This window comes from Chryseobacterium sp. PTM-20240506, from assembly GCF_048296755.1.
Taxonomy (GTDB): Bacteria; Bacteroidota; Bacteroidia; order Flavobacteriales; family Weeksellaceae; genus Chryseobacterium; species Chryseobacterium proteolyticum.
The window spans coordinates 3,383,369-3,396,590 of sequence record NZ_CP182581.1 but is presented as its reverse complement, the minus strand read 5'-3'; the positions used below and the strand labels follow the sequence as shown (position 1 = coordinate 3,396,590).

8 protein-coding genes are annotated in these 13,222 nt (G+C 37.1%); 1 reads left to right on the top strand and 7 read right to left on the bottom strand.

Going from position 1 to position 13,222, the window contains the following annotated elements; translation table 11 throughout:
- Nucleotides 1-21: 21 nt before the first annotated feature.
- From ACNFU2_RS15160 to ACNFU2_RS15130, 7 genes are all read right to left on the bottom strand, one after another.
- Nucleotides 22-2,253 carry a GH92 family glycosyl hydrolase gene (locus ACNFU2_RS15160; RefSeq protein ID WP_273650413.1) on the bottom strand — a complete coding sequence of 744 codons (2,232 nt, stop codon included), beginning with the start codon at nt 2,251-2,253 and terminating at the stop codon, nt 22-24.
- 104 nt (nt 2,254-2,357) lie between these two features.
- Nucleotides 2,358-3,329, bottom strand: coding sequence for a glycoside hydrolase family 130 protein (locus ACNFU2_RS15155; protein ID WP_273650412.1), 972 nt, complete (start codon nt 3,327-3,329; stop codon nt 2,358-2,360).
- A gap of 42 nt (nt 3,330-3,371) precedes the next feature.
- Nucleotides 3,372-4,664, bottom strand: coding sequence for an MFS transporter (locus ACNFU2_RS15150; protein ID WP_273650411.1), 1,293 nt, complete (start codon nt 4,662-4,664; stop codon nt 3,372-3,374).
- Between the two features lie 168 nt (nt 4,665-4,832).
- A complete protein-coding gene (locus ACNFU2_RS15145) occupies nt 4,833-6,467 on the bottom strand; it encodes a SusD/RagB family nutrient-binding outer membrane lipoprotein (protein WP_273650410.1) in 1,635 nt (544 codons plus the stop codon).
- Nucleotides 6,468-6,482: 15 nt separating this feature from the next.
- Entirely contained in the window at nt 6,483-9,443 is a 2,961-nt protein-coding gene (locus ACNFU2_RS15140) for a SusC/RagA family TonB-linked outer membrane protein (protein WP_273650409.1), read from the bottom strand.
- A 426-nt stretch (nt 9,444-9,869) separates the two neighbouring features.
- Nucleotides 9,870-10,748: an AraC family transcriptional regulator gene (locus tag ACNFU2_RS15135; protein ID WP_172282133.1), complete on the bottom strand. Its 879-nt coding sequence runs from the start codon at nt 10,746-10,748 to the stop codon at nt 9,870-9,872.
- A 243-nt stretch (nt 10,749-10,991) separates the two neighbouring features.
- Entirely contained in the window at nt 10,992-11,987 is a 996-nt protein-coding gene (locus ACNFU2_RS15130; RefSeq protein WP_418122193.1) for a hypothetical protein, read from the bottom strand.
- Between the two features lie 345 nt (nt 11,988-12,332).
- Here ACNFU2_RS15130 and ACNFU2_RS15125 point away from each other — a divergent pair, with 345 nt between their 5' ends.
- Complete coding sequence (locus tag ACNFU2_RS15125) at nt 12,333-13,205, top strand: helix-turn-helix domain-containing protein (protein ID WP_273650407.1); 873 nt, start codon at nt 12,333-12,335, stop codon at nt 13,203-13,205.
- The last annotated feature ends 17 nt before the right edge of the window (nt 13,206-13,222 follow it).

Below are 13,222 nucleotides of genomic sequence, written 5' to 3'. Positions count from 1 at the left end.
TTTCGTTATTGTTTATTAATTCTATTTTACGGGCTTACTTCCCATCACAAATTTCAGTTCACCCCCATTCATAATATCACTGTGATTCAATTCCCAGCTTTTAAATTCTTTACCATTCAAAAACATTTTCTGAACGTAAATATTTTTATCCGATATTTTCTCTGCAATCACAGTAAATGTTTTTCCGTTCTCCAGCTTTAAGGAAGCTTTTGGGAATTGTGGTGCTCCGATCGCATACACAGGTTTTCCCGGAGTAACGGGATAAAAACCTAAAGAAGAGAAAATATACCATGCAGACATCTGTCCGCAATCTTCATTATTTACAATCCCGTCCGGCTTTGCTGCGTACATATTGTCACGGATAAATTTGATCATTTTCTGGGTTTTGTAGGGAGCTCCTGCATAATTGTAAAGATAAGGAACATGGTGTCCCGGTTCATCTCCAAATCCAAGAGATCCGATAAATCCTGAAATATCAACATGTTGTTCCCCTTCCATTTTAAGGGTTTCTGTAAATGTTCTATCTAATTTTTCTTCAAATCCCTTTTTTCCACCATAAAGATTCATCATTTCATCGATCTGGTGAGGAACAAAGAAATCATATGCCCAGATGTTTCCTGATACCCAGTGCGGCTGAAGCTTTTTCCAGTCGTTTAAAAGGAAATCAGCCAGAAATTGTCCGTTTTTTTGCTTAGGCCAGAAGTGATTATTTTCTTTATTGAAAGTATTAAGAAAATTCATTGAGCGTTTTTTATATACTTCTGCATCTTCTTTTTTTCCTAATTTTTCAGCCAATTGCTGGATGCACCAATCATCATAGGCATATTCCAGGGTGGCGGATACAGAAGCTCCGTTTTCTGAAGGAGTATACCCTAATTTAATGTAATCGTTAAGACCTCCACCGCCATCGCTGCTGCTCATTTTATCCGTTAAGGAAGCATCTTTCATCGCAGCGAACGCCTTCTCATGATCAATTCCCGGTACACCTTTAGAAATAGCATCCCAAATAACCGAAACACTATGGTAGCCCAACATACAGAAATTGTCATATCCACAAAGTTCCCAGATTGGCATGTGATCCTTGCGATCTGTATACCTGCTGATCAATGAGTTTGCAAATTCTTTGGTGTGTTTCTGATCCATAATGGTAAGCAACGGATGTGTTGCTCTGAAGCCATCCCAATAAGAATATGTGCTATAATTGGTGAACCATTTGGTATTCATATTTTCCTGGGCAGCCACATAATCTCCATTGGTATCCATATAAAGATTCGGAGCAATGAAAGTATGGTAAACACCAGTATAAAATATTTTTCTCTGGTCATCGGTTCCGCCTGTGATCTGGAATCTGTTGATCAGGTCTCTCCATGTTTTTTGGGCAGTTTCTTTAGCTTGAGCAAAATCAACATTCTTTGCTTCTGCATCAAAATTTTCCTGTGCTCCTTCCGTACTTACCGGGGATAAAGAGACTTTTACTTCAATGCTTTCATTTTCCTGTGTAGAAAATCTTACAAAAGCCTTTGCATCTTTAGCCAGCGCAAACCTTTCATTTTCTGTTATTTTACCTTCAGAATAGGTTCCGTATGATTTAAATGGTTTTGAAAACTCCATTACAAAATAAGCAAATCTTTTACCCCCCCAGCCATTACTATAGCAATAACCGGAAATCTTATTGTTTCCCTGGATTCTTACCAGTGTATGATAAATATTTCCGAAGATTTTGTTGGTAGGATCTATGATTACATTAGCCTCTTCGCTTTTTGGAAATGTATATTTATGAAACCCTACCCGTGGAGAAGCCGTCAGTTCAGCTTTTATTCCATAGCTGTCAAGCATTACAGAATAATACCCTGGAGCAGCAGTTTCTCTTTCATGACTGAATTTGGAACGGTATCCGCTATCAGGATTTTCTTCTGATCCCGGAACCATTTTTACTTTTCCGGTAGTTGGCATCACTAAGATATCTCCGAGATCGGCCCAGCCTGTTCCACTAAGGTGATTATGACTGAACCCCATAATCGTTTTACTGCTGTAATGATACCCTGAACACCAGTCCCAGTCACCACTTTTGGTATTCTGATCCGGACTCAGCTGTATCATCCCGAAAGGTGTTGTAGCTCCCGGAAACGTATGCCCGTGCCCTCCGGTTCCGATAAACGGATCTACCCATGAAAGCGCATCGTCTCTACGTTGGGCGTTAACAGATTGAACAAACAGGACAACAAAAAAATAAATAAACAGTTCCTTTTTCATAACGGAGAGATCTTGAACATTTTTAAGACTACACAAAAAAATGAAAATTTTATTTTAAAAGCGAGAAAATGACGCTTTTCCTTATGGTTTTAATCTTATCTAATTTAAAGAGAATTTTTTTTCATGAAATCAATGATTTCTGAAATATATCCGAATGCAATGGAAACCACCGTATCAGCAGCTCCATAATATACCGTAACTTTGTCTCCTTCTGATAATGCCGCACAAGGAAAAATCACATTCGGAACATCTCCCGTAAGCTCATATAGCTCTGCGGGAGCCAATAGATAAGGTTTTGTTCTGTACAATACTTTTGAAGGATTTTCAAGGTCAAGCAATGCTGATCCCATGGAATAGCGAAAACCATTACATGTATTGATCACCCCGTGATAAAATAGCAACCATCCTTCTTCTGTTCTTATCGGAACCGGGCCGCCTCCGATCTTGGTACATTGCCAAGCACTCTCTTCAAATGGAGCTACTTTCATTACGCAACGATGCTCTCCCCAATATTTCATATCAGGACTATAGCTGATATAGATATCCCCGAAAGGCGTATGTCCGTTATCACTGGGACGGCTCAACATCGCATATTTTCCATCAATCTTTTCAGGGAAAAGAACTCCATTTCTGTTAAAAGGCAAAAAGGCATTTTCACACTGGAAAAATTCTTTAAAATCAAAGGTATACCCAATTCCGATCGTAGGTCCGTTATATCCGTTACACCATGTGATCCAGTAACGATCTTCTATAAAAGTGACACGCGGATCATATTTATAATCAGATTCGATCATTTCTGTATTTCCTGCTTTCATTTCAATTGGATCGTGGTTGATATCCCAATTGATGCCATCCTTACTGAAACCAGCAAAAATATTCATTTGTACAGATTTGTTATCACATCTGAAAACACCGGCAAATCCATCTTCAAAAGGGACTACCGCGCTATTGAATATACTGTTCGATGTTGGTATTGCATATCTGTTGATAATTGGATTTTCAGAGAAACGCCACATTATATCGTGACGATCTGCCGGACGATCCTGCCAAGGGATCATTGCTGATTGAGATGTCATAAAGTATTTTTTACTTTTATTTAAAATTATTTAATAATAGAATTATTGTTCTTTTTGTTTTTCCGGATAAGGAAACGGTGCAACTAAAGTGACCAAAAATGCCGGAATCGTAGCGATCAAAACCCATACGAAAAACATTTTGTATCCTATCCAGTCACTGATCATTCCACTGAACATGCCGGGAATCATAACTCCAAGATTCATGATCCCTGTTGCAAATGCATAATGGGCCGTTTTATGTTTACCAGGTGCAATCTGCTGCATCATATACAACATAAGTCCAACGAAACCGAACCCGTAACCAAAGTATTCCACAACCACAGCAACACTTACAGGAAGCAATGTATCCGGCTGATAGTGAGCCAATAAAGCATACACAACAAATGGAATATTAAATGCGCAGCATAACCAGATCAATGATCTTTTAAGGCCCCGGGCTGAAATAAAGTATCCAGCCAGCACCGACCCTAAAATAAATGCTGCAGAACCATAGGTTCCGTAAATAAGCCCTATATCAGAAGTAGATAACCCCAAGCCTCCGGAGGTTCTTGGTGCTTTGAAAAATAAGGGCGCAATTTTGATAGCAAATCCCTCTGCAAAACGATATAAAATAATAAATAATACCGACCAGAGTATATTTCGTTTTTTGAAAAAAGAAGTGATGACTTCCAGAAGTTCCTGTCGGACATTGCCGGCTGTTTTTCCGTTCTTTTGCTTTTCAAGCTTGTTTTCGTTGGGTAAAACAGAATAATGATAGACGGCAAGAATAAAAAATAGCAGGGCGTATACTCCCATAATGATCATCCAGGCATGCGTAACGCCTTTGGTTTTTTCTAAAACGCCTGCAAAATAAACGAGGACTCCACTGCTGATAATTTTGGCCAGATTATAAAATGCACCTTGCCATCCTATATATTTTGCCTGTTCTTTATTGGTAAGAAAATTAATATAAGTTCCGTCCGCTGCGATATCATGTGTTGCTCCGCAAAAGGCGACTACAGCAAAGAGGGCAATACTGTACTTAAAAAAATCTGGCATAGGCAGACTTAGCGCAATTAGCGCAAAAAGAATTCCTATGGCAAACTGGGTAAAAACTACAAAGAACTTTTTTGTCTTATAAATTTCAAGGAAAGGACTCCACAATGGTTTTAATGTCCATGAAAATAAAATGAGAGCTGTCCAGAAAGCAATCTTTGAGTCCGAAACACCCATATCCTTATACATAATTCCGGAAACAGCATTAATGGTTACAAAAGGTACTCCCATTGCAAAATATAATGACGAGATCCAGAATATCGGCTGTATAGAACGGGTTCCGGAAGTGTTTTTTACCATATTAAATTATAGATGTAAAAAGAGGACATCTCAAAAGTTTCACGCCGGCATAAACGAAACATTGTGAGAAATAAAAAATACTGTACATTTTTACACCGGAATGAAAAGCATGAATCCATGCTTTTCATTTGAGACGGCCTCTGTGCTATTTTAATTATTGAGTTACAATTATGGCTTCTTATCCCACCAAAGTTTTGTTCCTCCAGTGTCTGCTCCTCCTAAATATTGTAATGCCTGAGGATAGTTGAATAAAGAATTCTTGGTATCTACCGTGAAAGGAATTCGGCGAATCATCGCATCTGTACTGATTAACCCTCCACTATCATTTTGTCTTACTTTGAAAAGGATCGGATAACCGGTTCTTCTTTGTTCTGCCCAGGCCTCAGGTCCGTTCGGATAAAGGGCAAGCCATTTTTGAGTAATGATTCTTTCCAATTTCCTTTCATTAGAATCTGCATTGTTCCATGCAATGGTAATGGTACTCAGCTCAGGATGTCCTACCCCAATATTATTCGCCGCATTTTTCGGATCAACATAGGGAGCTTCTGTAGCTGTTGTATTGGCGAGATAGGTAGCAACACTTGCACTTTTTCCCCACTCTCCAAATGATTGTTGAACACCTGTCTCGTAATCTGCCTGGATTGCTCCTGCTCCAGCATACCCTCTCAATGCAGCCTCCGCTTTAAGGAACCATGTTTCAGCTGCGGTAAACAGTTTCATTTTACCTTCTGTTGCAGAAAAATAATCTCCGGCTGCTGATTTTGCCTGTGGCTGAGAAAAACCACCATACGTAGATTTTCCGTTCAATAAATCGATACCTTGTCGTATTCCTATGTATTTACCATTGATCTGTGGATTGCTGTCTGTTGCCGGAATAGCATAGGCAGGAAGCCTTGGATCGTTATATCCGTTCATATAAGCCATTAATGGCGCTCCTATAAGACAGTCTCCCCACGAATAAATGATAAAACTCAATTCCGATTGACCCACACTGATCAAAGCATTATCTTCATTGTCAGTGATCAATCCTGCTGGTGACGCAAGTGCTTCTTCAGCATATTGTTTTGATTTTGCAGGATCTGCATAACTCATACGCATTGCTAACCTCAACTTCAATGAGTTGGCCAGCTTTGCCCATTTACCCATATTCCCCTGGTATACTAAGTCTGCCTTTTTTAACGCTGATTTATCCTCTACATTTTTTGTTGCCGGGCTATTCTGTATGGCTTGAAGGTCATTTATTGCAGAAGTAAGATCAATAATAAATTGATTATACGCGCTTTGCTGAGAATCAAAATCTGTAGTTCCATTAGCATTTGGTGTGTCGTATTTACTATACACAACCGGGCCATGGTTATCGGAAACCCTTACAGCTGTAACAACTCTTAGTATTTTTTTCACAGCAAGTGTTCCCGTAAAATCTATTCCTGCATATATATTTTTAGCAGCATTATCCATGTTGATAGCATAGTTAAAAATGTCCTGCTGTCTGGCAATAATCCTATTGTTCCATCCATCCATCATATAATAGGTCATATTATTCTTACCTCCATTAAACTGTGATGCTGTACTGAACATACCGCTAAACATATCTGCACTTAGATTGGGATAGAGCTGATAATCTGACTGCAATCCTCTCTGCATAGATACCAACGGGTCTACCACTAGTTTAAAATCGGCATAAAAATTTTCAGGGCCTCCTAACTTTTCCTGATTATATTGATCAAGTTCACTGGTACATCCGGAAGCAGAAGCTAATACTATTGCACCTAGTACCCATGTTTTTATATTAATGATTTTCATTTTAGTATTGTAAAATTAGAAGTTAGCTTTTAATGATAATCCTATAGATCTGGTGATTGGCAAACCAAATGAATCTACTCCTACTCCACCCGGTGTATTTCCTGATACCTGTTCAGGATCAAACGGCGCTTTTTTATAGAAGAAAAACAGGTTAGTCCCTACCAGACTTAATGTTGCACTTTTCATATATTTTGAATTCACGTCAAAGGTATATGAGATCGATGCCTGACGTAAACGCACCGTGGTAGCACTATACATATAGGCTTCGTCAATCCCTGTATTATTTTCAATTCCTCCAACAGCTTTATAATAAGCTTTTGCATCAGTTTTGCCATTATAAGCCTGTCCTGCATTAGGCGTTCCCGGTGCATACACAGAATTTGGGATAGATATCCCACCAGCATCACGAGCATCCGCAGAAGCTTTGCTTACACCATATACATCATTTGCTTTTTCAGTAAGTGATAGTACCTGTCCTCCGAATTTTCCATCAACAAGGAAGGAAATACCTAACTTACCTATATTAAAGCTGTTATTGAAACCTAAAATAAATTTAGGATTCGGATTTCCTAAGTATCCAAGGCTCCCTGTAGTCGCCAATGGAATACCATCTTTATCCACCAAAATACGTCCCTGCGCATCTCTTTGGTATTTAATTCCATAAATATCACCAAACGATCCACCTAATTTCATTTTTGTATAATTTCCACCACCTGTTAATGAAAACAGTTGATCTTGCGGAATATTCAGGCTTGAAGGAAACAATTCAACGATCTTGTTTCTGTTCACGGACCCATTCAATGTTGTGGTCCAGTCAAATTTTCCTGTATTGAAAACCTTATAAGACAATGAAGATTCAAAACCTGTATTTTGTATTTTTCCAGCATTAATGTAATATGAACCGGTAGGAATACCCCCTAAATTGGAAGAAATCAGTGTTTCTAGTAATTGATTCGTCGCATTAGAGTCGTAATATGTGAAATCAAAATTAAGTCTGTTTCTTAGTAATCTTAATTCAGTACCCGCCTCAAATGTTTTATTCAATTCAGGTTTTGGAAACAAATCCTTATAACGTGGATCTGTAACAAAAGAACTCTTAGGATATACAATTGTTCCCGCATCTACCCCAAAAGAATAACCTTTGTTATATTCTAACATTGCATTCGATATATTTGGCGGTAACCCAAGCCCAACTGTCGCATAAGAAGCTCTTATTTTCCAGAAATTAATAACCTCAGGAAGCTTAAAGACTGAGGATAATATGGCATTGGCTCCTATGGACTCGTAATCAAATCCTTTTCTGCCCGTTAAGGCCAGAGTAGAATCCCAGTCATTTCTAAATGTCATATCAACATATAACATATTTTTGTACCCAACGGAAGCGCTGGCAAAAACAGATTGCACTTGTTTTTTGAGATTGTAATAAATATAATGATATCCATCACCAGGTGCTCTGTTTCCTGGCCACAAAAGGTTATTTAATGAAAATAAGTTGGGGGTTACCAAATAGGAATTATCGATTTGAGTAACTTTATTTCTCGAGGTATTAATACTTCCTCCTACTGTAAAGTCTAAAGAAAAATCCTCACTCAACTTAGGACTACCCACCAACAAAACATCTCCATAAGTAGAAGAATTTTCATATGTATTTCTAAGAAGCCTTCCATTAGTACCATTGGCTAACAAAGCAGGATCTGAATACGCTGAAATTCCTCTTTGGCTATCTGAAATACTCCAACTATAGTTCCCTCGAACTCTTGCTGTTAACCATGGGTTGATCTGGTAAGATAAAGCAACGGCACTGTAGGTATTTTTGTTATTTACTGTAACCTTATCCCTGTTCAATATCCAATATGGATTCTGTGTAGCCGGATTTCCTTTAAAGGATCCGTCAGGTTTTACCTCCCACCAGTTTTGTGCCGGCAGTAATCTGTTTTTATCAATATAAGAATAGTTATCTGGGCCATATTGATCAAAATCTACTCCTCTTGGTAGCCAATACAAACTCGTTAAAGGAGAGAAAGATACCCCTGGAGATTGTCTGTTTATACTATTCTGTAAAGAGCCTATAAAGTTAGCATCTAATGTTAGTTTATCATCGAGAAATTTACTCGAGTTTCTGAAAGAAACATTATATTGATCAAAATAGGAAAGGGGAACGACTCCTTTATTAGTTGTATTTCCTATCGAAAAATAATTGGTTGATTTCTCATTTCCAGATTGAAAAGAAAGGCTATTCACCCATGTTGTCCCATTTTGTAGAAAATCTTTTAAATAATCCTTTGAAGACCCTTTTGCTCCCCAACTCTGCACAGAAGCCCCCGGAGCATCACCTGATACAGACGGATCATAAGACAAATAACTGTGCTGTAACTTAGGAAGACTATACGCTCTTTCTACACTGAAACTAGAGCTATAACTGATCGAGCTTCTACCTACTTTCCCTTTTTTTGTCGTAATAAGTATTGCTCCATTACCTCCTGCAGAACCATAAAGAGCTGAAGCTGAAGCTCCTTTAAGGAAGTTGATGCTTTCAATATCATCCGGATTGATGGAGCTTAATACATCTCCTGCATCCGGCATGCTCGAGTACTGGCTGATTTCAGGAGCTTTCCCTGCATCATTGATAATAGGGATTCCATCAATTACATACAATGGCTGACTATTAGAAACAGATTTGTTTCCCCTCATTACTACTCTTACGGAACTCCCTACACCATTGGTTCTATTGATCTGCACATTGGAAACTTTCCCATTGATTGAGTTTAAAAGGTTGGGAGTCTTTACCGCCGTCAGTTCATCTCCTCCAATCTGTTGGCTGGAGTAAGTTAAAGAACGGGCTTGTTTTTTGATCCCCAAAGACGTCACAACAACCTCTTCGATGTCGGCTGTTTTAGTTGAATCGGCAGGCTTTTTTACTTGTGCATATCCAAACACAGAAAAAGCTAATAAAACCGGTACGGCAGTTTTTCTCATAGGTAGATTAAATAGTGTTTAATTTAGAATCAATACTTTACCTCTTGTTTTTTATTTATAAAGCAAGCCCACTTTATTTTGCTTAACATTTATGTATCATAAATAGTAAACAATTAAAGTTTCGTTAAAATTTAATTCATATTGACAAATCTAATTTTTGTGCACAATCAGATATAATACTATTTTGTCATAAAACGATATTATTTTTTCTACACTTTTCTTATTGGCCTTTTTTTGGCCTGAAATACAATACATTACAACATTTTAGAGAATTTATAAAATCATGTTTTTTTCCTATTTTTTATAGCCAAAATGTGATATATGCATAATTTTTTTCGTGATTTCTGTCATTTTATGACCATAAAAAGAAAATCCAAACCCCAAAATCCGGGCCCGGGAATATAAAATGCTCTTAAAATAAAAATATCATTCTATTTTCTTTACTCCCTTGAACTGTTCTCTGAATTCTGTAGGTGTTGTTTTTTTGAGTGATTTAAAAACCTTATTAAAATTGGCAATATTATTGAAACCTGCTTCAAATGCAATTTCAGAAATGGTAAGATTCTTTTCCATCAGCCACCGTGCGGCATAACTGATCCTGATCTCATTAAGATAATTCACAAAAGTTTTGCCCGTCCTTTTTTTTATGAACCTGTTGAACGTAACATTGCTCATATTGACCAAAGAAGCAGCGCCTTCAAGAGTAAGTTTATTTTCAAAATTCTTATGCACAAAATCATGGATGATCTTCATTTTATCACTATCCACAAATGTTTCCAGCTCAATACTGTAAGAGGATAATAATGTTTTGTTTTCAGCTGTTGCCAGTTCATTCAGGATTTTCATGATCTCAATAAAAGATTCAAAACTATTCATCTTCGAAAGATTAAGAAAAGACTCTTTCAGCTTTTCAGCCGTCTCCTTCGAAAACAGGATGCCTCTTATAGACTCTTTGATAAGATTGCTGATTGGTTTGAGAATATTCTTCTGCATCAGGGATTGGTTGAAAAAATCCTGATTAAATTGTACTACAATTTCATATGTTTTTTTGTTCTTACATCGGTAATTTGCCCAACAGTGAGGAAGATTAGGGCCAACCAGCACCAATTCAATATCTCCGATCTCTCCGGTATGGTCCCCTACCATCCGACGGTATCCCTTCCCTTTGTAGATAAAGTTAATTTCAATTTCCGGGTGGTAATGATACGGGAAATCAAATGAGGTTTTTATCCGGTCAAATACAAGAAAACTGTCCTCGGGAGATAACGGAGTTATTTCTCTCAAAATATTTTCTAATCCGCTCATGTGTTTACAATAGTTAAATTACTGAATTATGGGCATTTATAATAGAAATGTAAGATAAGGAACCTTACATCCGGTTGTTTTTATAATTTGATTGACTAAAGTACACTTATTTTAGTAAAAGATAATGACTGACACTTCTTAACTTGTTTTGATCCATCTCTAATAAGAAAAATAAAGCCGGATCCAATAATTAGAAGCGGCCATATCACTAGGTAAACTAATTATTACCTCATCTTTCCACGTTTACTGGTTTAGCTGATTGATGCTGGTAATCATTTCTCTATAAATTTTATAGTCCTGTTTTTTATCAAAATTGAATCCATAAGCACCATATCCTCCCGCCTTAGCTTGGTATTTCGTAGAAGTGTAATACTTTTTTAGCCTCAAAGGTCCCTGGCTATCATTACTATAAGAATAAGAAGATTCAAAGTCAGCAGAAATCAACAGGATATTCTTCTTTGGAAAACCGGATTGTATGTAGCCATCGATTTTATTATCACTGGATGCTTCACTTCCCCAATAATCCTGGATATAAATAAGATCGATCTTTGAAAGGGTTGCACTAGACACCCCTAATTCTGATAACCCTACATTCGTATCAATGATGAGTAGCTTTCCTGAGTTTGATCCCGGTCCAAAATATTTAGCAAAGGCCTTAATATAAAGTTCCCAATCTCCGGCATTAAAACCTACATCCGTATAGCCTGGCTCCAGATCCAGATCAACCCCATCAATCCCCCATTTCGTCAAAGAATCTGAGACCTTTTTTGCGTAAGCATCATAATCTTCAGGCATGTTTTTAAATTTTACGGTTTTTCGTTCATCCTTATAATTTTCGAAGATTTCATTTGCGAACTGGGTCTGAATAACAACAGTTCCTCTTTTCTTAAGGAATTGTACATCACTGATGATCTCTGTTAATGTTTTTGCATCCTCTCCTGTAGCTCCGGGAATCCTATCTCCTCTCTTTAAATTACTTAAGCCCAAAAAACGATGAAAAAGGTTGACAATATCCACACCATCCGGAATATCCCTCAAGTTGTAGTAATCAGGTATCACTCCTCCTCTCGTCAATCCATTAAAATACCCTGTTACCTTAAATTTTTTACTGTTGATAATTTCAATCGGAGTTTTTTCCTTTGGAATTGTTCCTTCATTATCATCCTGGCAGGATATGAAACCGAAGCACATAAAAATTAAAATCATATGTACGTAAGCAAGCCCCTTTTGTTTTCTCATCTTAATATTTTTTGCGGTTTTTTCTATATAAACAAGTCAGATCTCTTTTTCTTAAATATCATTCATTATAAACAAGAGATAATTAAAATTTATTTAAGATTTAATTCATATTAACAAATCTAAATTTTGAAGAGTGACCGGGATAATACTATTTTATCATTAAGCAATACTATTTTACAACCATAAAAACTCTATAAAGCAACAGGTTACAAATCCCGATCATATCAAAGTTTTTTTATTGACAGAGAGATTCAAAAGTGACTTTTATTGTAATCAAGGATCTGTTTCAGGGATTTAATACATCTGCACCCAGCTTTTTTGTATCTTTATTCTTAAAGTATACCAATGCTGCGACAAAGTTTTATTTTTGAAGACTCCTATAAAAAATTTGGATTCGATGTTTTTTCTGAAGAAAATCTTGGCATTTTAAAGGAAAATAAATTGACTTCCGAGATCAAAATATTCTTTATTCCTCCGGGATATGAACTGAGTGTGGATTTTAACCATTACAAAACTACAGTTCCAACCCTGTTCTTTTTAACCAATCAATATTTGGATATAAAGAAGGGAAATCCTGATGAATCCATATTATTACATTACAACAGAGATTTCTATTGTATTCAGATTCATGATAAGGAAGTAGCCTGCGACGGGATCCTTTTCCATAATATATTTGAAATTCCAAAGGTAGAGCTGAATCCAGAGGAGGCAGTAATTATCAGAAATTTGCTAAAAAATATAAAGGATGAACTTGAATGGAAGCAATCCTCTAACGAAGAAATGATAAGGACCTATTTGAAACAGATCATCATTCATTCTACCAGAAAGTGGAAAAAACAAAACCTGGAAACGGAAAGGGTAAGCATCCCGAATAATGATCTCGATGTATTCAGGGATTTCAGCAGAAACCTTGAAATTCATTTCAGACAAAAACACAATGTGGCCGACTATGCCGAGTTATTGCATATTGCGCCGAAAACATTGACCCACAAGTTTAAAAACCTAAACCTGGAATCTCCCAATCAACTCATTATCAACAGAATTTTGCTGGAGGCAAAAAGACTATTGTTCTATACGGATAAACCGGTAAAAGAAATAGCTTATGATCTTGGCTATGAGGACCCCGCGTACTTTAACAGATTATTCACCAATAAGGTAGGCAGCACACCGGCTCATTTTAAGAAAAATTACTCTTCGGGAAAAAAGTACAATACTTAAGCCTTTTTATCTATTGA

What these genes read in the sequence shown, in the direction of transcription:
- ACNFU2_RS15160 (WP_273650413.1), bottom strand. Translation starts at nt 2,253, where the DNA reads ATGAAAAAGGAACTGTTTATTTATTTTTTTGTTGTCCTGTTTGTTCAA.
- ACNFU2_RS15125 (WP_273650407.1), top strand. Translation starts at nt 12,333, where the DNA reads ATGCTGCGACAAAGTTTTATTTTTGAAGACTCCTATAAAAAATTTGGA.
- ACNFU2_RS15155 (WP_273650412.1), bottom strand. Translation starts at nt 3,329, where the DNA reads ATGACATCTCAATCAGCAATGATCCCTTGGCAGGATCGTCCGGCAGAT.
- ACNFU2_RS15145 (WP_273650410.1), bottom strand. Translation starts at nt 6,467, where the DNA reads ATGAAAATCATTAATATAAAAACATGGGTACTAGGTGCAATAGTATTA.
- ACNFU2_RS15150 (WP_273650411.1), bottom strand. Translation starts at nt 4,664, where the DNA reads ATGGTAAAAAACACTTCCGGAACCCGTTCTATACAGCCGATATTCTGG.
- ACNFU2_RS15135 (WP_172282133.1), bottom strand. Translation starts at nt 10,748, where the DNA reads ATGAGCGGATTAGAAAATATTTTGAGAGAAATAACTCCGTTATCTCCC.
- ACNFU2_RS15140 (WP_273650409.1), bottom strand. Translation starts at nt 9,443, where the DNA reads ATGAGAAAAACTGCCGTACCGGTTTTATTAGCTTTTTCTGTGTTTGGA.
- ACNFU2_RS15130 (WP_418122193.1), bottom strand. Translation starts at nt 11,987, where the DNA reads ATGAGAAAACAAAAGGGGCTTGCTTACGTACATATGATTTTAATTTTT.